Below are 19,688 nucleotides of genomic sequence, written 5' to 3' on the forward strand. Positions count from 1 at the left end.
TCTGTTTCATGTAGTGATAGCTAATCACTACATGAGGAAGATACAAGCGTCCTAAGTCGGGCGCGTGCGCGACGTGGCATAAAAATACCTTTCTTTTCGCGCACGAAATAACACTGAACTTACATATACCATCATAGGTAAATTTGTGACTAAAAGACGGTTACTTATGGGAAGTATGGAGAGCGTTGAAATAAGACCAACCACAACTGCCTGAACCTTACGCCGGGCAAACCGCCCGGCGTAGTAATGACGTTAACCCGCCCGATGGCTATTCCCGATATGCCAGATAAAGGTGGGCGGCGCGGCGTTGATTTCCCAGGCGCCGATATTGCGCAATTTGTAAATCACCGGATTGTGCGACGCCACCGTGCGCGCGTTGCGCCAGTGGCGATCCAACGCCTTATCCGCGCGGGTATCGGAGGCGCCCAGCGCGTTAAACAGCTCCGTCGCCGCTTTGGGAATCAGCTCCGTGGCGATGGCCTGGGCTTTTGCCGCGTCGACTTCGGCGGCGATATTCGCCTCTAGCTCCAGCGCCTCGTCGCCGCTGAAGTGCGCCTCATAGGCGCGCTGCAATGATGCCGCCGCCTGCAGAACCGTGGCTTCCACCGCGTAAGACCAGGCCGATATCTGCCCGACCACCTGCTGAATCTGCACGTCGTCCTTGACCAGATCGCCGTTGCCGTGGCTGTAGATACGCTTGCGCCGGCTGACGCCCTGCGCCGCATCGCGGGTCACCGCCCTGCCGATGCCCGCCTGTACCGCCAGCAGCACCTGCTGATAAAAGGCGGTCTGGTAGCGGAAGCGATCGGCGAAATCATAAACGTGCTCGGCCTCCACGTACGCCTGCCTGAAGCGGGTGGTGCCGCTGCCGGTCAGGCGCTGGCCGAAACCGTCCCAGTCGTCCTCGCGCTGGACCGCCTCCTGCGCGGCGCGGACCAGCGCAATCACCGCCCCGCCGTTGTCGGCGCGCTCGGCGTAAACGTCAATCCAGTCGGCAAACAGCGTACCGGTGCTGTAAAACTTCTCGCCGTCCAGCCGCCAGCCGTCGGCGGCGGGCGTTACCTGGGTGTTGACCTCCCCCAGCTTCGCCGCGCCGATTTCGCTCCAGGCGCTGCCGATGGTCTCGCCGGCGACAAAGCGGCGCAGCCAGCGCTCGCGCTCGGGGCTGTCCGGCGCATTCAGGCGATCCTCCACAAAGCCCAGGTGTCCGCGCAGCGCCTGCGGCAGGTTGGGATCGGCCTCGGCCAGCTCAATCAGCAGTTGAAACAGCTGCGGCAGCGAGGCGCCGTCGCCCCCCTGCTCTTGCGGAACCCGCACCGCGCCGATTCCGGCCTCCTTCAGCCAGCGCAGCGGCTCATCGGGCAGCTGGCGCGAGCGCTCCCGCTCCAGGGCTCCCGCGGCGATACGGGTAAAAATCGGACGAAACCGGGCGGCCAGCCGGGCGTAATCGGTGCCTGTGGCAATCAGCGGATTTGCGCTCATGCTTCACTCCTTTCATCAATGTCATCGTCAATATCCTGTTTCGTCGGCTCATGACGCACCGCCAGCAGGAAAATAATCGGGATAATGGCGCTAAGCGATACCAGCCAGAACATATCGGTGCCGAAATGCGCCTGCAGAATGGGCAACACGAACAGCGCCAGCGCGCTGCCTATCCCCGACAGGGCGCGGCTGAAGCCGACGCCGGTGGCGCGAATGGAAGTGGGATAAGAGAGCGCCGGGTAGATCATCAGCTGCGCCCCCGGTCCGAAACCTTCGGCAAACAGCCACAGCGCCAGCATGCTGACGGCCAGCACCACGCCGATGGTCGCCTGCGGCTGACCAATCAGCGCCAGCGCAATCAGGGCGATAAATTGCAGCGCGAAACCGGCAATCGCCACGTGGCGCGACGGATATTTCCACGCCAGTCGCATACCGAGCAGACCGCCGGTAAAGGCGAACAGCGCGTTCAGTCCCAGAGAGGCGGAGATGGTTTCAAACACCCCGGCGCCGAGGAACTGGGCCAGAATGGAGGGCAGAAAGAAGGCGATGGCGGTATATTCGAAGGCGATACAGATATTCATGACCCCGGCCACCACGGTGCGCTCCCGATAGGGCTTCTGAAACAGCACGCGGAAGCTGACCTTGGGCGGTTTGGGCCTTTCCTCCACCGGACGATCCGGCTCCGCTTCATGGGCGTGAATGCCGTACGAGTCGCGCAGGATGCGCACCGCGCTTTTCAAATCCCCCTGATTGGCCGCCCACAGCGGCGATTCATTCATAAATTTGCGCCGCACCGCGATAATCAGCAGCGCCGGCACCGCGCCGAACAGCAGCGAGGCGCGCCACAGCCAGTCCATATGTTCCGCGGGCAGCAGGAAGTAGAGGCCGAAGATAATCAGAAAGCACATGGATGAGGCGGCGTACCACATCGGACACCAGGCGGCGAGACGCGATGCCTTGTTGCCTTTGCCGCTGAATTTGGAAAACTCCGCCAGATAGGCCATCGCCACCGGCAGATCGATCCCGACGCCGATCCCCATCAGGAAACGCGCGCCGATCAACACCCAGACGTTCGGCGCCAGCCCCGCGGCTATCGCCGAGACCACGAAAAACAGCATATCCGCCATAAATACCGAGTAGCGCCCGTATTTATCGGTCAGCCAGCCGCCAATCAGGTTGCCGACAATGGTGCCGATCATGATCGACGAGGTCACCAGCCCGGTGACCACCGGCGTCAGCGCGAACTCTTTCACCACATCGTCAATGCCGTAAGAGAGCGTGGTGAGGTCGTAGGCATCGAGAAATATCCCGCCCAGCGCCAAAAACACAATCATGCGCGCATAGCTGGTGCTATCGGTGCGGGTGTTAATCAGCCGCGCCACGTCGCCGGCCGAGCGCACCGGCGCCGATAATGACGGATCGATTCCATCATCGATATTTAATGTACTCATAATACCCTCTCGCTATGGATTATTTTATGCAGGTGACTCACTCGGCGGAAACCGGCACCAGAACCCCTTTCACCAGCGGATCGTCGGTTTCCCTTAACCACTGCTGCACCCTTGCGTCGGCAAAGGCTTTTTGCAGTTTGATAATGTTTTCGTTATTTAAATAATCGGTGCCGATCACCAACTGCGAGGCGAAGGTTTTCGGCGCCGGAGGAAATAAAATGCCTTTTTCACGCGGCACCTTGCCGGCGTCGAATTGCGAAACATAGCCAATGGCGGCGTCCACCGAATTCAACGCGCGCGGCATGGTGAGCAGATCCAGTTCCTTAAAGCTAAAGTGGCGCGGATTCTCCCTGATATCTTTTAACTTGGCGGTGCGCGGCTCGATCGCCGGGTCGAGGCCGATAACATTCAGCCGCTGCAACAGCCACAGCGCCTGCCCCTGATTGGCGCCGTCGTTGGGGATGACGATTTCCGCGCCGTCGGGCAGGTCGTCAAAGGAGCGATAACGATCGGAATAGATGCCGAACGCCCACTGGAACACCGGCAGCGTGGGGGTCAGCTTGAATCCGTTGGCGTCCACCACCTGTTTCAGCCACCACTGATGCTGGTAAATGGTGGCGGCGTATTTCCCCTCCGCCACCGCCCGGTTGGCCTGCACCGGATCCTGCAAACCGCTGGCAATCAGGGTCAGGCCGTAATCCGGCGCGATATGCTCGGCGACGTACTGGATCACCCGTTCCTCCCCGGCCATCGCCGGCTCGAAATGTACCTCCAGCGTGCTGCCGAAGTTCACCGTCTGCGCCTTCTGCTGGGCGAAATACCCGACGCCGATGGCGATGATTGCGACAACCGCCAGCGCCAGCCACCACGGCCAGCGCCGTTTTTTACGTAATGTGAAAGCGTGATTGGTCATAATTAATGCGTTCCCTGTGGGTGACGTAGTGCGGCAACCAGCCGGTCGCCTAGAAACTGAATCAACTGAATGGTGACGATCAGCACCACAATGGTGGCGATCATGATGTGGTGATCGAAACGCTGATAGCCGTACACCACCGCCAGATAGCCGATGCCGCCGGCGCCGATGGTGCCGGCGATCGCCGAGTATTCGATCATCGAAATCAGGTTGAGGGTAATGGCGGAGACCAGCGCCGGCAGCGCCTCGCTCAACTGGGCGCGGGTGATGATCTGCCAGTGGGAGCCGCCGGACACCAGCCCGACCGCGGTCACCTCCGGCGGCAGCTCGTTCAGGGCGTTCTCCACCAGCCGGCCGAAGAACGGCACGCCGGCGACAATCATCGGGATCACCGCCGCCGGGATGCCGATGGTGGTGCCGGTCAGCCAGAAGGTAAACGGGATAATCGCCGCCATCAGCACCAGAAACGGCAGCGAGCGCCCCATATTCACCAGCCAGCTCAACGTCCGGTGCGCCAGAGGACGGGGAAACAGGCCGCGCGCCGAGGTGTTGAACAATACCACCCCGACCGCCCCGCCGATGACCACCACGAACAGCATCACGATGCCGACCATCAGCCAGGTTTCGCCGTAGGCCGGCAGCATCAGGCGATGAATCTGATCCCAGGGGGTGTCCTGGCTGATAACGTTGCTTGCCGCCTGCGTCATACCGCCTCCCGCCATGCCGGGGACGCGTCCACCACCTGGGCGATAACCCCATAGTGGCGCAGCTGTTCCACCAGCACCTCGGCCGGCACCGCGCCGCCCTGAAAGCGCACCGCCAGTTGCAGCCGTCCCGCCAGTTGACCGCCCACGCGTTCGATATGACCGCCGAGCAGGTCGATGCGCAGCTGACGCAGTTGGCTGATGTGGCTGATCCAGTCGGCGGCCACCGGCTGCCGGGCGGAATAGGTGACGTGCAGCAGCAGATCCCCCTGAGCGTCGACGGCTTCCAGCGGGAACAGCTGCCGCCCGAGCAGCGAATCCGGCGCGGCCAGTAAATCCCGCACCGCCCCCTGCTGCACGATCACGCCGTCGCGCAGTTCCGCCACCGCATCGGCGGCGTTGCGCACCGCCTCCATCTCATGGGTAATCAAAATAATCGACAGGCCAAACTCGTCGCGCAGCCGCTTGAGCAGCGTCAGAATGGCGCGCGTCGACGCCGGGTCGAGCCCGGAAGTGGCCTCGTCGGCCAGCAGCACCGACGGGTTGAGCGCCAGCGCCCGGGCGATGCCGACGCGCTGGCGCTGGCCGCCGGACAGCTGCGCCGGGTAGCTCCCCGCCTTATCGGCCAGCCCGACGCTCTCCAGCAGATGGCCCACGCGCTGTTCGATTTCGGCGGGGATCACTCCCAGATACTCCAGCGGCAGCGCGACGTTTTGCCACGCGGTTTTGCGCTGCAGCAGCGCCGATGACTGAAAGACCGTGCCGATGGCCCGCCGTTCGCGGCGCAGCGCCTCGCCGGACAGGCGCGACAAATCCTGAGCGTTCACCTGAATGCTGCCGCTGCTCGGCCGCTCCAGCAGGCTGATGCATTTGGCCAACGTCGATTTCCCGGCGCCGCTGGGGCCGACCACCGCGGTAATCGACCCGGCCGGCACCTGCAACGACACGCCTTTCAGCACCTCGACGGTCTCGCCGTTGCGCCCGCGATACTGTTTATGCAGTTGCGAAATATCGATCATGGCAGCCGCTCTCCCACCGGCTGCTCCGCCGCCGGGTTGAGCGCCGCCCCGCGCCGGTAGGCGACGCCAGGATGCGGCGCGCCGAGACGCGCCCCCTGCCCGAACAGCTTTTCCCGCAGGGTGCCGGGCGCGTAGTCGCGTTTGAACGCGCCGCGGCGCTGCAGCTCGGGAACTAACAGTTCCACCACGTCGCTGAAGGTTTCATGGGTGACCGCATACGCCAGATTGAAGCCGTCGACGTCGGTCTCTTCCACCCAGGACTGCAGCTCGTCGGCCACCGTCGCCGCGCCGCCGACCAGCAGCGGACCAAAGCCGCCGATCCCCACCCACTCCGCCAGCCCCTGCACCGTCCACTGGAGATGGGGATCGGCGGTGGAGAAGGTTTCCACCGCCGACTGAATGGCGTTGGTGTGCAGATGCTTTAGCACCTGATCCGGCCGGTATTGCCCGAAATCGATGCCCGTCCAGCCGGAAAGCAGCGCCAGCGCGCCTTCATAGCTCACCCAGGACTTATATTCCCGCCATTTATCCTGCGCTTCCTTGTCCGTCTCGCCGACGATAACGGTTTGCAAATTAAAAATTTTGATGTCGTAAGGGTCACGCCCGGCTTCGGCGGCGCGGCGGCGAATATCCGCCACCGTTTTTTTCAGCAGCACCTTGGAGGGCGAAGCGACGAACACGCACTCGGCGTGCTGCGCGGCGAACTGTTTGCCCCGGCTGGAGGCGCCGGCCTGATACAGCACCGGCGTACGCTGCGGCGAAGGCTCGCACAGATGAATGCCGGGCACCTGAAAGAAGTTGCCCTGATGGTTGATGGGATGAATTTTGCTCGGGTCGCTGAAAATGCGCCGCTGGCGATCGCGCAGAACAGCCCCCTCTTCCCAACTGCCCTCCAGCAGTTTGTACACCACCTCCAGATACTCGTCGGCGTAGTCGTAGCGCGCATCGTGGTCGGTCTGGCTCTGCTGGCCGATATTGCGCGCGCCGCTTTCCAGATAGGAGGTGACGATATTCCAGCCGACCCGCCCTTTGGTGAGGTGGTCGAGGGTGGAGAGCCGGCGGGCGAAGGGATAGGGATGCTCAAAAGAGAGCGAGGCGGTCAGCCCGAAACCCAGATGCTCGGTGACCAGCGCCATCGGGGTGATCAGCGCCAGCGGATCGTTGACCGGCACCTGGGTCGCCTGGCGGATGGCCGCGTCGCCGTTGCCGTTCAGCACATCGTAAATCCCCAGCACGTCGGCGATAAACAAACCGTCGAACTTGCCCCGTTCCAGCAGGCGGGCCAGATCGGTCCAGTACTCCAGATCCTTGTACTGCCATGAACGGTCGCGCGGGTGCGCCCACAGGCCGGGCGACTGATGGCCGACGCAGTTCATATCAAAGGCGTTAAGACGAATTTCACGTTGCGATGACATAGTTTTCTCCATAGCGATCCCGGACCGGTGCCCTGTCTTGGCCGGGTTATTGTTATCGGGTTAACTCAGTAGAGAAGATTCAGGATGGCGCGGGACATCGCTGCGCGTCGCCGGAAGTGACGGCGGCCAGCAGTTGGTGGGCGATGGCCTCGGCGTGGTCGGCGACCTGCGGCAAACCGATCAGTTCGCCAAAACGCCCGCGCGCCGCAGGGCCGGCCACCAGCAGGCGCGGATTCGCCCGGCCGTGCCGGTCAATCGCCTGGCTGTGTTCATCGACCAGCAGTCCCAGCCCGAGCGGGTCGGCGCGCAGCTCGCCGCGCTGCGCCAGGGCATGAAACAGCGGATTGCTCTCCAGCAGCGCGCCGTGGGCCGGACCGGTGGTGACGACCAGCCGGTCGACATGCAGGGTTTCCGCGCCGCCGCCGCGCTTTCGCAGCTGCAGCGCGATGGCGTTGCCGCCGCCGACCGACGCCTGTTGCAGCCGGGCGGCCAGCACCCGCAGGCTGCCCTGCGCGCGCTGTTGCGCCAATAGCGCGCTGACCTGCGGGGCGATGCGGTAACGGTGCACGTCCCAGTAGGCGCGCAGATGGCGCAGAAAACGCTGCTGCTCGGCCAGCGGCCACTGCTGCCACAGCTGCTGCCCGTTAGTGCGGATTTCATCCAGCACCTTTTGCCAGGGCTGCCGCTGGATGGCGGCGCTCTGGATTTCCCGGCGGATATGCCGCAGCAGGCCGCGCGGCGTGGCGGCCTGCGCCGGCGAGATCTCCAGCGTCCAGTCGGGATAGTCGCCGCTGACGTTGGGGCGGGATAGCAGGCCGCGGCGGGAAAACGCCACCACGGCGCCGCGGTGCCCCCGCTGTTGCAACGACGCCACCACGTCGGCCATGGTTAAACCAGTGCCGATAATCGCCACACGATCGGTGGCCGCCACCGCATCCAGCGCGTCGTGGCGCCAGGGGTCGGCGATCAGGCCGGGGTGGCGCGCCAAAACCTGCGCCAACGGGCGCGGCAGCGACGGCTGCGGATGGCTGACGGCCAGCGCCACGCCGTCGGCCTTCAGCCTGACGCCCCGTTCCGTGACGATAAATCCGTCCCGCCAGTCAACGGCGCGGTCTTGCAGATGACGCAAATTTCCGCCCGCCGCCTGGGCGAATTTTTCCGCCATATAGCGGCCGAACACGCCGCGCCGCGGGTAGATTTTGCCGTCCCGCCAGAGGGCGTCGGGGTCGTCGCGCAGGCCGCCGTTCTCCTCGAACCAGCGCTCGAAACTGTCCTGCTCGGCGCGCGACAGCCACATTCTTTCCACCGGCACATTCAGGCGGTGCGCCGCGTCGGCGGTGGAATAGGCCACGCCCTGCCCCACCTGCGCGCGCGGCTCCACCACGGTTATCTCCAGCCCCGGCCGGGCGGCGCGCGCCAGATGAATCGCTACCGCCGTACCGGTATAGCCGCCGCCGATAATCACTATCCGTCGTTCAGTCATGCGCTGCTCCCTCTCCCCATGACGCCGGCGCTTAGCTGGCGCTGGCCTGTTTATTAACCGGCCGTTTATCGCCGCCGATGGTTTCGCCGAACGGCCCGGTATTCACCTGTCGCGCCTGACGCTCCGCCGCCTCGGAGACCGGCAGCAGCGGCATCACCAGCTCCGCGAAGCGGTGCGCTTCCTCCAGGTGCGGATAGCCGGAAAAAATAAAGTTCTCAATACCCAGCGCCTGATATTCGCGGATGCGTTCGGCAACCTGCTGCGGATTGCCCACCAGCGCGGTGCCGGCGCCGCCGCGCACCAGTCCCACCCCGGCCCAGAGGTTGGGACCGATGCGCAGGCTGTCGCGCGAGCCGCCGTGCAGGGCGCTCATACGCTGCTGCCCGGTGGAGTCCATGCGGGCGAAGATTTTCTGCGCGCTGGCGATGGTCTCCTCGTCAAGATGGGCGATCAGCCGATCCGCCGCCGCCCAGGCTTCCTCCTCGGTTTCGCGCACGATCACATGCAGGCGGATGCCGTAGCTTAGGGTGCGTCCCGCTTCGGCCGCCCGCTGGCGCACCAGCGCCAGTTTCTCCGCCACCTGCTCGACCGGCTCCCCCCAGGTGAGGTAGCTGTCGATCTGATTGGCGGCGACGTCGATCGCCTCGGGGGAAGAGCCGCCGAAATAGAGCGGCGGGCCGTTCTCCTGTACCGGCGGAAACAGGATTTCCGCCCCCTCGACATGGATATGCTTGCCCGTGAAGTCGACCTTCTCCCCTTTGAGCAAGCGTGAATAGACGGTGAGGAACTCCTGCGTCACCTCATAGCGTTCGGCGTGGCTGAGAAAAATACCGTCGCCGCGGTTTTCCACCGGATCGCCGCCGGTCACGACGTTAATCAGCAGGCGGCCTGCGGACAAGCGATCCAGCGTGGCGGCCATGCGCGCCGCCAGCGACGGCGGCTGCAATCCCGGACGCACCGCCACCAGATAACGCAGGCGGCGGGTAATCGGCGCCAGCGCCGAAGCAATTAGCCACGAATCCTCGCAGCTTTTGCCGGTCGGGATCAGCACGCCGTAATAGCCGAGGTTGTCGGCGGCCAGCGCCACCTGTTGCAGGTAAGGCAGATCCACCGCGCGACCGCCTTCCGTGGTTCCCAGATAGCGGCCGTCGCCGTGAGTGGGCAAAAACCAAAAAACGTTGATATCTTGTTTCTGCGGTTGGCTCATTATGCATTTCCCATATAACAATATGTCTTATTTGTAGATAGAAAAACGGGCTTTCGTTATAAAGGATGTCAGCACAATGCATGCCAAAATTAAAATCGAATAAAAATAATAAAAATCAATAAATTAACAAAACAGACTTCGCTCGGCCGCTGCTGCATTTGCAACAGCGGCCCCACCCCAGCTGCTGCAAAAGCAGCATTTCAGGCGCCCAGGGCTCTCGCCCTTTACCAGCGACTCGGATAGGATTTTCACACCGCTGTAACCATGGAGCTACTTATGCATAACCCACGCCCCTTTTCCTCAGACAAGCCGGTACTGATCGATCCCGCTTCGATCGCCTTTCAGAACGTACTGGATCAACTGGCGCCCACCGATGCCACCGTGCTGATCATTGGTGAAACCGGCACCGGGAAAGAGGTGGTCGCCCGTTATTTGCACCATAGCAGCCCGCGCCGTCAGCGGCCTTTCCTGGCCGTCAACTGCGGCGCGCTGAATGAAAGCCTGGCCGAAGCGGAACTGTTCGGCCATCAGAAAGGCGCGTTCACCGGCGCGACCGAAACCCATCAGGGATGGTTCGAAGCGGCCGAAGGCGGCACCTTGCTGCTGGATGAAATCGGCGAACTTAGCCTGTCGCTCCAGGTTAAACTGCTGCGGGTGTTGCAGGAGAGGGAGATCACCCGCGTCGGCTCGCGGCGGCCCATCAAGGTCGACGTGCGGGTGATTGCCGCCACCCATGTGGATTTGGCGCACGCCATCCGCGAAAAACGCTTCCGCGAAGATCTCTACTATCGGCTTAACGTCGCGGCCGTCACCCTGCCGCCGCTGCGCCAGCGCCAGGAGGACATCCCGCTGCTGGCGGAGCATTTTCTCTCGTTGTACGCCCATCGCCTGGGGCGGCCGCAGCTTCAGCTCTCCGCCGAGGCGCATCAGCTGCTGATGGATTACCCGTGGCCGGGAAATATCCGCGAGTTGGAAAATACCCTGCACAACGCGGTGCTGCTGAGCAAAGAATCGGTGATCGCTCCCCAGCAGCTGCGCCTGACCAGCAGCGCGGAAATACCCGGCGCGACGGAGACGGAAGAGCTGGACCGCTTTATCCGCCGCCACCTGCAGAGCGACGCCGGACAGATTTACCAGCGGGTTACCCAATCGCTGGTGCGCAACGCTTTCGACATCTGCAACGGCAATCAGCTACAGACCGCGGCGATGCTGGGGATCAGCCGCAATACCCTGCGCACCCATCTGGCGCATCAGGGCCTGGTCAAGCCGCGCCGGAGTTCGGCGTCGAGCCTGAACTGGCCACGGCGCTGTTCCACCGCCGTGCCATCTCTCGACCGTGAGCTGCGCATCGGCTATCAGAAGTTCGGCAATCTGGGGGTGCTTAAGGCGCGGCAAAGCCTGGAGTCGCTGTTCGCCGGTCAGGGCATCAACGTGTCGTGGAGCGAATTCCCGGCGGGGCCGCAGCTGCTGCATGCGCTGCACAGCGACGAGATCGATTTCGGCACCACCGGCGAAGTGCCTCCCATTTTCGCCCAGTCCCAGGGCTGCCCGCTGGTGTACGTCGCCTACGAGCCGCCGGCGCCGCAGAGCGTGGCGCTGCTGGTGGCCCGGGACAGTCCCATCGCCAGCGTCGCGGAGCTGCGCGGCAAGCGCATCGCCGTCAACAAAGGCTCCAACGTGCATTACCTGTTGCTGCAACTGCTCGATGAACACGCGCTGACCTTGCAGGACGTGCGTATTATCTACGCTCCGCCGAAATACCCGTTGGCGCCCAGCGACTATCAGGCGGTGGACGCCTGGCTGCTGTGGGACCCGCTGCTGAGCGACGCCGAGCGCAACGGCGACCTGCGGGTGCTGGCCGACGGCCGCCAGCGGGTGCAGAACCAGCAGTTCTATCTGGCCCAGCGCCAGTTTTCCGAACGGTCCGAGGATATCCTGCAGCAGCTGTTCGCGGCATTGCAGAAAACCGGGAATTACATCGACAACCAGCGGGCGGAAGCCACCGCCCTGCTTTCCGCCGAACTGGGCCTGCCGCGCGCCACGCTGGAACTGGCCCTGTCGCGCCGCAGCAATAAACCGCGGCTTATGAATACCAACGTGATTCGCGAGCAGCAAATCATCGCCGATCGCTTTTTCGCCCTGGGCCTGCTGCCGCGCGCCATCAATATTCGCGACGCCATTTGGCGCACCAGTTCGCCGTCGTCGCCGGCGCCGATATATGCTGAGCATAGCTCCGGGCGATATTAAGCGCCGTCGGGCTGAGAGCTCCCCATAAAAATATCTTGTTTATATCTCTATATTTAACCTGCTGATATTAAGTACAAAATCAGTATTTACATCGTTCCCCCCACGGCGTAAGAAATTACGCTGAGGTGGACGACCCCGCGAATGAGCAGCATGGATGCTGCTCAAGCCAGTGCCGCGTCGGAGAAAAACGCCGGGAGCGTTTTTGAACAGCGTTTGCGCTGGCCCGGTAGGGCGAGTCTCAGGGATGAGACGAGTATTCCGCGTCACTGGCGGTTCGGGAAAGGGGGCGACCGCCGAAGGAACCGCGCCAGCGGCGTGATTTCAGCCACAAGCCCGGGTTCGTAGGGTGGTGGCGTTTGAACCACCCTGCGTCGGGCGCGTGCTACGTCGTAACAGAGAAATGGCGACTTTATCGCGCACGAAATATTCACCAATGTGACATATTCCAATTTATGGGGAACACTCAGGCACGAGCGGCGTTATTATCCGCTATTTGCGGATTCCAGATATAAACAGCTGGAAATCATATTTCTACTGTTATCACTCAGGTAATAGATTAGTTAACCAACTGTAAACCACGTTAATGAGTATAGGGCGGCTTACGGCCGTTCTTCAGCATGATGTTATCTTTAGGAGATAGAATGAACGTTATCACCCTGGCAGGCAGTCCGCGTTTTCCCTCCCGCTCAAGCGCGCTGCTGACTTTTTCCCAACGCTGGCTTGAAGAAAAGGGTATCAACGTTATTCCCTGGAACCTGTTTAATTTTAATCCGGAAGATCTGCTGTACGCCAAATTCGATAGCCCCGCACTAAAGGTTTTTATCGACCAGTTGGCCGCCTCCGACGGGGTGATTATCAGCACGCCGGTGTACAAAGCCTCTTTTACCGGGGCGCTGAAAACCCTGCTTGACCTGCTGCCGGAGCGGGCGTTCGAAAATAAAGTGATTTTGCCGCTGGCCAGCGGCGGATCGTCCAACCATATGCTGGCGCTGGATTACGCCCTGAAACCGGTGCTAAATGCGCTGAAAGCGCAGGAAATATTGCACGGCGTCTTCGCCGAGGACAGTCAGATTACCCACTACGACCACACGCCGCTGTTAAGCGCGTCGCTGGAAGCCCGCCTGACCGCCTCGCTCAGCGACTTTGCCCGCGCGCTGGATCGGCAAGCCCACTTCAGCGCGCCGTCGTTTTCGCGAACGGCCTGAGCGTGCGCCGATGCGGCAGGGGTGATTATCCGGGCGGACAAGGCGAGAACCAAAACGTCACGGTAATACACCAGCCCGCCGCGCAATAAATCATGCCGCAGCGGCGGCATATATTCGCCAGCGCCAAAGGGATTATCCTGGCACCGGCTATAGCGAATAACATTATTTGCGAAAAAATAATTATCAGTTTGGATTAATAGCACACGTTATTTTCCACAGAACATAATTTTCCTCTATCAATCAGAGCGGCAGGATCATGCTGTAAATAATAAAACAGCCCACGTAACTGCCCCACTCCTTATTCAATATATTTATAATTTAATAAAATTCCGCTTCGCCGTTTTGGAGGTAAATAGTCAACCAGGTTATTTCCGCCTGTGGCGCCGCCGATGGATTGCCGCACCATGCGGAGAGAAAATCAATTAACAATACTAATTAATAATAGCCTATTATTACAAGACGCCTCAAGAACGAGGTTGTCACCATGCTTCCAAAAAAACCTTAACACAATGAATAACAAGCAACATAACACAAAAAAAAGAGGGTTTAAGAAAAATCTCATTCCCAGCAGGCAAGCAAAATACACAATATAACCTTATGTTATTGAAAGTTCATTTTAGCGTAGAATGACGGCGCGAAGGGTTTCCCGTACGCCCTTCCATTCTCATTCAAGGAAAAATGACACACAGACTTTTACTCTCATGTTCTCAGCATGGGAGCCTTTAATGGAAATAAGGTGGGAAAGTGAAAGTATTAATAACGGGAAGTAGCGGAAACTTAGGCACGGCCATGGCAATTAAATGCAAAGAGCGAGGATTTAATGTCATCGGTTTTGATAAACGGCCGTCGGAACAAACGACGGTGGTAGGTGATATTAATGATACGGCGTTAATTGAACGCTGCATGAAAGGCGTCGATATTGTTTTTCATACCGCGGCATTACATAAACCGCATATTGCCACCCACCCGCACAATGAATTTATTGCCACTAATACGTTGGGCACTTATACGCTGCTGCAGAGCGCGCAAAAAAATCAGGTGAAATCCTTTATTTTCTCCAGCACCACCAGCGTTTATGGCGACACCCTATCCCCTGACGCGCATTCCCCCGCCATCTGGATCGATGAAGAGGTGAACATCGTCAGCAAAAATATTTACGGCGTCACCAAACTGGGAGCCGAGGAGCTATGCCGTATTTTCTCGCGCAATTTCGGACTAAAGTGCATCGTGCTACGGGTGGCGCGTTTCTTTTATGAGGATGACGACAACCCCGACGTCCGCAAATGCTTTTGCGGCGATAACGCCAAAGTCAACGAACTGCTTTATCGCCGCATTGATATTGACGATGCGGTCAACGCCCATCTGGCGGCCGCGCTCGACTATAAACCGAAATCCGGATTCGACACCTTTGTTCTCAGCACCACCACGCCGTTTAAAAAGGAGCACTGCCCGCTACTGAATAAAGACCCGGAAGCGATTGTCGGCAGATTGTTCCCCCGCTATCACCAGATATACGACGCGCTCGGCTGGCGGATGTTCCCGCGCATCGACCGCGTGTACTCCAACCAAAAAGCCAGTCGGTTGCTCAACTGGCGACCCAAATACACTTTTGCGTTCGCCCTCGACTGCCTGGCTAATCAACGTTCATTTCGTAGCCCGCTGGCTGAATCAATCGGCTGGCGGCGCTACCACGATCGGCTTTTTGACGATATGCCCTATCCGGTGTGAAACCGCGCAAAGGATAAGGCGCCGAGCACAAGCGCAATAAATAATGGAGAAGGGTTATGACTGAATTGAATACCAGCGATGTTATCGCGTTGCTCGCGCTGCAAAAGCACGAGGAAGGCGGATACTATAACGAGACCTATCGCAGTCGGGAGGTGATTCATACCGACCGCGAACACAATGACGGCGTCAGACAGCTTGCCACCTGTATCTATTATCTGCTGAGCGCAGATAGTCCGATTGGTTATTTCCACAAAAATATCTCGCCGATCCTGCACTTTTATCATGCCGGCGGGCCGCTGACCTACCGCTTTATTCACCCTGACGGCAGCACCGAGGAACATATCCTGGGGCCCGATATCCAAAACGGTCACAAGCTCCAGTTGGTGGCCCCCGGCGGGGTGTGGAAATCCACCGAACTGGCGCCGAACACGGCGTTTGGCCTGGTCAGCGAGGTGGTGTTGCCCGGTTGGGAATATTACGATTCGCTCATCGCCCGCCACGACGATCTCCTCACGGCATTTCCGCACCTGCAATACTGGATACGGCGTTACAGTTACGGGGGCGAATCATGAGTCAATCCGTGGTTATCACCGGCGCCGCGCGGGGAATCGGCAGAGCTCTGACCGATCACTTTATCCAACAGGGCAAATACCACGTGATCGCCATCGTCAGAAACGACGAGAGCGCGCGGCGACTTCAGCAACAATGGGACACTCTGGCGCCTGCCCGGCGCGTCACCCTGCTCGCCGCCGACTTCGCGGATGCCGCGGAGGTGTCGGCGCTCGCCCAGACGCTGTCGGCTGAAAAAAATATCGCCGTGTTTATCAACAACGCCGGTATTTTCCACGCCGGCGGCGAGGACGTTTCCTACCAGCAGTTGGTTGAGCTGACCGCCGTCAACTTTCTGGCGCCGGTGCGATTAACGCAGGCCATTGTCGATATCATGAAAAACAATCAGTCGGGGTATATTTTCAATATCGTCAGCAACGCCGCCAGACGGGGGTTGCCCGGCATCGGCGCCTATAGCGCCTCCAAACACGCGCTGCTGGGGTTTTCCGAATCATTGCGGCTCGACCTGCTGCCTTACCACATTAAGGTCTCCAACATTAATCCGGCGTTCGTCGATACCGATATGACGCGCGATTTCCCCGGCGTGGCGGAGCAGGATAAGATACAAACCGCCGATGTGGTTAACTGTATCGACTTTCTGCTCTCCCTTTCACCCGGCGCCATCGTTCCCAATATCGATCTGGAGTGCGGCAGATTTTTCCACTAACACGGAGGCTCGCGCCGGGGGGATATCCTCCGCCCGGCAATGTTGCCCTTTTCAATGCCTTTAATACGGGGCTAAACCGAAGCGTCGGACACCGCAATGCCGCCCAGCCATTTTTCACGCCGCTGCGTCAGGTCCGCGATGATTTTAGCCGCCAGCCGCTCAAGATCCACATCGACCACCATCGTGGAGCCAAAACGTATCTGGCAATCTTCCGTCAGATAACGCCGCACCTTTTCCGACGCCTCTACCGGCGCCTTGACGCAATGATAGGAGTTAATGCCGAGCAACCGGAAACTGGCCGCCGCGGCCAGCCCTTTTTCATTCGACCACTCGGGACTGGCAAAGGCGAAAGGCATCTCCTTGAGGGCGCGACCGGCCCCATCCGCCAGCCCTTTAAACAGCGCGGAAGCGCGGGCGTTATCCAGGCATTCTCCCATGTGCCAGACGGGCGGCAGCTCGGGCGCAAGGAAACGTCTTAACCCCTCCCCCGCCAGTTCACGCGCCTGGCCGCGACACAGCCCCAATTTGAGCAGCGGGAAAGAGGCGCATCCATTGGTCAGAACCAGAACGTTATTTTCAATCAGCTTCTTCGCGACGTCGTAAACGGCCTTCTCATAAATCACGCGGGGATTGCTGCAGCCCACCAGATTAACAATACCGGCGACCTCTCCGCTTTTCAGGGCTTCAAGCAACGGAGAAAGCGAACCGAAAGCGGCGGTGATGTTTTCAACGGAAAAGCCGATTTCCGCCTCCACTTCATATTGCGGAATATTGCGCGGGACATCGCGGCGTTCAATAAAACTTTCTATCGCCCGGCCAACAATTTTCTGCGCGATACGTTCCGTTTCGTGGAAGTTGGCATGTTCATGGTCATATCCGTAAAACTCGGCCCCGGGCAGCCGCGCCGAGTCGCTGGTGGTCACCACGGTGGTTTGATAGCAGCGCGCCACCTCCATGATGGTGGGAAAAACGTCCTGCACATCCGCCACCCAGAGGTCGAGCGCCCCCGTTCCCAACACCAGTTCCGCGCCGACCGCATTGGATAACGGAATAACCTCGCCGTAGCGGTACATGGCGGAAAGGCCGGAGCAGCAGATGCCATAGAAAGCGATCCCCTCGGCGCCATGCGCCCTGGCCTGCCGGATAAAACGCTCGCCTCTTCCCTGTTTTACAATTTCGCTTACCAGCACCGGCGAATGTCCGTGCAGCGCGATATTGACATGGTTGGCTTTAAGCGCCCCGACGTTGCATTTCACCGTACCGCGCTGCGGCAGGCCGAAAAGGCTATCCATCGCAATGGAGGACCCCAGCACGCTGCTCCAGGCAAAGGCCAGCCCGCAGCGCTGAAACTGTTTCATCACATTTTCCCAGTCGCCGTCCGTGCCGGTGGTGGTGCGGTGAAAAGACTCAAAGACTTCGTGCATCGCGCTGACCGGCAGGATCCCCTGCTCGCGCCAGACCTCCTGGCGCTCGCCGGCGGCGAACGCCGCCAGCGTTTTATGTTTATCGGGAACGGTGCGGGATAGATCCTCCAGCAGCAGATTGGCCAGATCCAGCGCTATCGCGTTTAGCGGCCGATCGTGGGTTTCAATGCCCAGCAGCGCGGCGGATTTTTTCACTTTTTCGCTGCCGATAATCGGTTTGTCCAGCGTTCCCTCCGCCGCCGCTTTCAGCGCCAGCATCACCTCGCGGCCTCTGGCGCCGTGCGCCGCCACGCCGGCCGCTATCATGCGCAGCAGGTTACGCGCCACGATAAGATCCGCATCGGCGCCGCACACGCCGCGCGGCGACTTTTTGGTGATGCGGCACGGCCCCATGATGCAATTACGGCAGCAGGAACCGGCAATGCCGTAGTGGCACTGCGGTTTCTGGCTATCGAAACGGTCAAATACGGTTTCCACGCCGCGCAGTTCCAGGTGTCGCAGCAGCTCACGGACGGCGTTGTCGGGCGTCAGCCGTATGACATCGGCCTTGGAAGGGAACGATTTGCGATATTCGGCCACCGCTTTCAGATAATCCTTCACATCACCATGGCTGTGGTCATGGGAGTGATGCCCTTCCCCATGGGGATGTTCGTGCGGGTGAACATGTTCCGCCGCGCGCCGTTCCCCATGGTTATGCCGCTGTTGCAGGCGATCGTGACGATATGGACGTTCTGCTTTATCTTCTTCTTTATTGCTCACAATAAACCCCTCGCTAACCCTATTTCAGGATGACCTATCTCGATGCGAGATTGTTATACCGCCGGATATCATCCATGAAATATCAATCAGCCAGGGGTTGCCGCCTTTATCCCCCAGGGCCGTTCATAGAACCAGACCGGCGAACGCCGCGGACAGCAGGCTCACCAGCGTTGAGCCATACAGCAGCTTCAACCCGAAGCGGGAAACCGTATTGCCCTGCTGCTCGTTCAACCCCTTAATCGAACCGGCGATAATGCCGATGGACGCGAAGTTGGCGAACGACACCAGAAAGACGGACAGGATCCCCACGCCGCGCACCGACATCTCGGCGACGATTTTTTTCAGCTCGATCATGGCGATAAACTCGGTTGAGACCACTTTGGTCGCCATAATGGCGCCCGCCTTGAACGCGTCCTGCGCCGGGATCCCCACCAGCCAGGCCAAAGGATAGAAAACATAGCCGAGCAGTTGCTGGAAGCTCATGCCGAATAACGCGGAAAAGACGGCGTTGATGGCGCCGATCAGGGCGATAAAGCCAATCAGCATCGCCAGAATAATCATCGCCACCCGGAATCCCGCCAGAATGTACTCGCCGAGCATTTCAAAGAAGGTCTGCGACTCATGTAGTTTTTCCAGCCGCACTTCCGGCTCATCGCCGGGGGCGGAAGGATTGATGACCGACAGGATAACAAAGGTGCTGAACATGTTCAGTATCAGCGCCGCCACCACGTATTGCGCATCGATAAGCGTCATGTACGCCCCGACGATGGACAGGGAAACCGTCGACATCGCCGTGGCGGTCATGGAGTAGAGGCGCCGGGGGGAGAGGTCGGCCAGAATGCCTTTGTAGGCGATAAAATTTTCCGACTGCCCCAGCGCCAGCGAGCTTACCGCATTAAACGACTCCAGTTTGCCCATGCCGTTGATTTTAGACAGCACGGTGCCCACTCCCCGAATCAGCAGCGGAAGAATGCGCCAGTGTTGCAGGATGCCGATCAGCGCCGAAATAAAAATAATCGGGCACAGCACGCCAAGGAAAACAAACGCCAGCCCCTGCTGACTCATTCCGCCAAAGACAAAATCCGTGCCCTGCGCCACGTAGCCAAGCAGAAAAGCCCGCCACCTTGCGCACCACAAAAAGCCCGCTTTGCGCATGCAGCAGGAAGAACGCCAGCGCCGCTTCCAGCACGATAAGTTGAACCAGACGGAGGATGCGGATTTTTTTACGGTCGTAGCTCACCAGCAGAGCCAGCGCCAGGATAACCACCAAAGCAAGAGAGAAATGAAATAGGTTCGACATAAACAGGTTAACTCAATGAAAAGGTGTGCTATTTAGCCATAGCCAACCTGATTATATAAATACTTATTTTAGATT

14 protein-coding genes and 1 pseudogene are annotated in these 19,688 nt (G+C 59.9%); 5 read left to right on the plus strand and 10 right to left on the minus strand.

All coding sequences use genetic code 11. From position 1 onward, the window contains the following. Window positions 1–252: 252 nt before the first annotated feature. The 8 genes from DDT56_RS20870 to ssuD all read right to left on the minus strand — a co-directional run bounded on the left by DDT56_RS20870 (window position 253) and on the right by ssuD (window position 9,674). A complete protein-coding gene (locus tag DDT56_RS20870; protein WP_136168310.1) occupies window positions 253–1,482 on the minus strand; it encodes an acyl-CoA dehydrogenase family protein in 1,230 nt (409 codons plus the stop codon). Then, window positions 1,479–2,933, minus strand: a complete 1,455-nt coding sequence (locus DDT56_RS20875; RefSeq protein WP_136168311.1) for an MFS transporter — start codon at window positions 2,931–2,933, stop codon at window positions 1,479–1,481. The genes DDT56_RS20870 and DDT56_RS20875 overlap by 4 nt, the downstream gene beginning before the upstream one ends. Window positions 2,934–2,970: 37 nt before the next feature. Further along, the gene (locus DDT56_RS20880) at window positions 2,971–3,846 is read right to left on the minus strand and encodes a MetQ/NlpA family ABC transporter substrate-binding protein (RefSeq protein WP_136168312.1); all 876 of its coding nucleotides are present in this window, start codon (window positions 3,844–3,846) and stop codon (window positions 2,971–2,973) included. Between the two features lie 2 nt (window positions 3,847–3,848). Further along, window positions 3,849–4,553: a methionine ABC transporter permease gene (locus DDT56_RS20885; protein WP_136168313.1), complete on the minus strand. Its 705-nt coding sequence runs from the start codon at window positions 4,551–4,553 to the stop codon at window positions 3,849–3,851. Further along, window positions 4,550–5,569 carry a methionine ABC transporter ATP-binding protein gene (locus tag DDT56_RS20890; protein ID WP_136168314.1) on the minus strand — a complete coding sequence of 340 codons (1,020 nt, stop codon included), beginning with the start codon at window positions 5,567–5,569 and terminating at the stop codon, window positions 4,550–4,552. Before DDT56_RS20890 ends, DDT56_RS20885 begins: the two co-directional genes overlap by 4 nt. Beyond that, window positions 5,566–6,984 (minus strand): LLM class flavin-dependent oxidoreductase, encoded by a 1,419-nt coding sequence (locus DDT56_RS20895; protein ID WP_136168315.1) that lies wholly within the window; start codon window positions 6,982–6,984, stop codon window positions 5,566–5,568. Before DDT56_RS20895 ends, DDT56_RS20890 begins: the two co-directional genes overlap by 4 nt. Before the next feature lie 79 nt (window positions 6,985–7,063). Beyond that, window positions 7,064–8,467, minus strand: coding sequence for an FAD/NAD(P)-binding protein (locus DDT56_RS20900; protein WP_136168316.1), 1,404 nt, complete (start codon window positions 8,465–8,467; stop codon window positions 7,064–7,066). 31 nt (window positions 8,468–8,498) lie between these two features. After that, window positions 8,499–9,674, minus strand: coding sequence for an FMNH2-dependent alkanesulfonate monooxygenase (gene ssuD, locus DDT56_RS20905; protein WP_136168317.1), 1,176 nt, complete (start codon window positions 9,672–9,674; stop codon window positions 8,499–8,501). Window positions 9,675–9,950: 276 nt separating this feature from the next. On the opposite strand from ssuD, the gene DDT56_RS20910 reads away from it, so the two are divergent. The 5 genes from DDT56_RS20910 (at window position 9,951) to DDT56_RS20930 (ending at window position 16,130) form a co-directional block, all read left to right on the plus strand. Beyond that, window positions 9,951–11,921 carry a sigma-54-dependent Fis family transcriptional regulator gene (locus DDT56_RS20910; RefSeq protein ID WP_136168318.1) on the plus strand — a complete coding sequence of 657 codons (1,971 nt, stop codon included), beginning with the start codon at window positions 9,951–9,953 and terminating at the stop codon, window positions 11,919–11,921. A gap of 641 nt (window positions 11,922–12,562) precedes the next feature. Next, window positions 12,563–13,126, plus strand: a complete 564-nt coding sequence (ssuE, locus tag DDT56_RS20915; RefSeq protein ID WP_136168319.1) for an NADPH-dependent FMN reductase — start codon at window positions 12,563–12,565, stop codon at window positions 13,124–13,126. A gap of 744 nt (window positions 13,127–13,870) precedes the next feature. After that, window positions 13,871–14,854 carry an NAD-dependent epimerase/dehydratase family protein gene (locus DDT56_RS20920; RefSeq protein WP_136168320.1) on the plus strand — a complete coding sequence of 328 codons (984 nt, stop codon included), beginning with the start codon at window positions 13,871–13,873 and terminating at the stop codon, window positions 14,852–14,854. Window positions 14,855–14,910: 56 nt separating this feature from the next. Beyond that, window positions 14,911–15,426 (plus strand): cupin domain-containing protein, encoded by a 516-nt coding sequence (locus DDT56_RS20925; protein ID WP_210417056.1) that lies wholly within the window; start codon window positions 14,911–14,913, stop codon window positions 15,424–15,426. Then, a complete protein-coding gene (locus DDT56_RS20930) occupies window positions 15,423–16,130 on the plus strand; it encodes an SDR family NAD(P)-dependent oxidoreductase (RefSeq protein WP_136168321.1) in 708 nt (235 codons plus the stop codon). The genes DDT56_RS20925 and DDT56_RS20930 overlap by 4 nt, the downstream gene beginning before the upstream one ends. 71 nt (window positions 16,131–16,201) lie before the next feature. Here the strand turns inward: DDT56_RS20930 and cooS are convergent, their stop codons facing one another. Together cooS and DDT56_RS20940 are read right to left on the minus strand one after the other, a co-directional pair. Next, entirely contained in the window at window positions 16,202–18,313 is a 2,112-nt protein-coding gene (cooS, locus tag DDT56_RS20935) for an anaerobic carbon-monoxide dehydrogenase catalytic subunit (RefSeq protein WP_210417057.1), read from the minus strand. Between the two features lie 123 nt (window positions 18,314–18,436). After that, a pseudogene (locus DDT56_RS20940) lies at window positions 18,437–19,613 on the minus strand (NupC/NupG family nucleoside CNT transporter). Window positions 19,614–19,688 lie beyond the last annotated feature (75 nt).

The sequence above is a fragment of the Brenneria corticis genome (assembly GCF_003115855.1).
GTDB classification, from domain to species: Bacteria; Pseudomonadota; Gammaproteobacteria; order Enterobacterales; family Enterobacteriaceae; genus Brenneria; species Brenneria corticis.

What these genes read in the sequence shown, in the direction of transcription:
- DDT56_RS20910 (WP_136168318.1), top strand. Translation starts at nt 9,951, where the DNA reads ATGCATAACCCACGCCCCTTTTCCTCAGACAAGCCGGTACTGATCGAT.
- DDT56_RS20900 (WP_136168316.1), bottom strand. Translation starts at nt 8,467, where the DNA reads ATGACTGAACGACGGATAGTGATTATCGGCGGCGGCTATACCGGTACG.
- DDT56_RS20890 (WP_136168314.1), bottom strand. Translation starts at nt 5,569, where the DNA reads ATGATCGATATTTCGCAACTGCATAAACAGTATCGCGGGCGCAACGGC.
- DDT56_RS20930 (WP_136168321.1), top strand. Translation starts at nt 15,423, where the DNA reads ATGAGTCAATCCGTGGTTATCACCGGCGCCGCGCGGGGAATCGGCAGA.
- ssuE (WP_136168319.1), top strand. Translation starts at nt 12,563, where the DNA reads ATGAACGTTATCACCCTGGCAGGCAGTCCGCGTTTTCCCTCCCGCTCA.
- DDT56_RS20880 (WP_136168312.1), bottom strand. Translation starts at nt 3,846, where the DNA reads ATGACCAATCACGCTTTCACATTACGTAAAAAACGGCGCTGGCCGTGG.
- DDT56_RS20925 (WP_210417056.1), top strand. Translation starts at nt 14,911, where the DNA reads ATGACTGAATTGAATACCAGCGATGTTATCGCGTTGCTCGCGCTGCAA.
- DDT56_RS20895 (WP_136168315.1), bottom strand. Translation starts at nt 6,984, where the DNA reads ATGTCATCGCAACGTGAAATTCGTCTTAACGCCTTTGATATGAACTGC.
- ssuD (WP_136168317.1), bottom strand. Translation starts at nt 9,674, where the DNA reads ATGAGCCAACCGCAGAAACAAGATATCAACGTTTTTTGGTTTTTGCCC.
- DDT56_RS20875 (WP_136168311.1), bottom strand. Translation starts at nt 2,933, where the DNA reads ATGAGTACATTAAATATCGATGATGGAATCGATCCGTCATTATCGGCG.
- DDT56_RS20870 (WP_136168310.1), bottom strand. Translation starts at nt 1,482, where the DNA reads ATGAGCGCAAATCCGCTGATTGCCACAGGCACCGATTACGCCCGGCTG.
- DDT56_RS20885 (WP_136168313.1), bottom strand. Translation starts at nt 4,553, where the DNA reads ATGACGCAGGCGGCAAGCAACGTTATCAGCCAGGACACCCCCTGGGAT.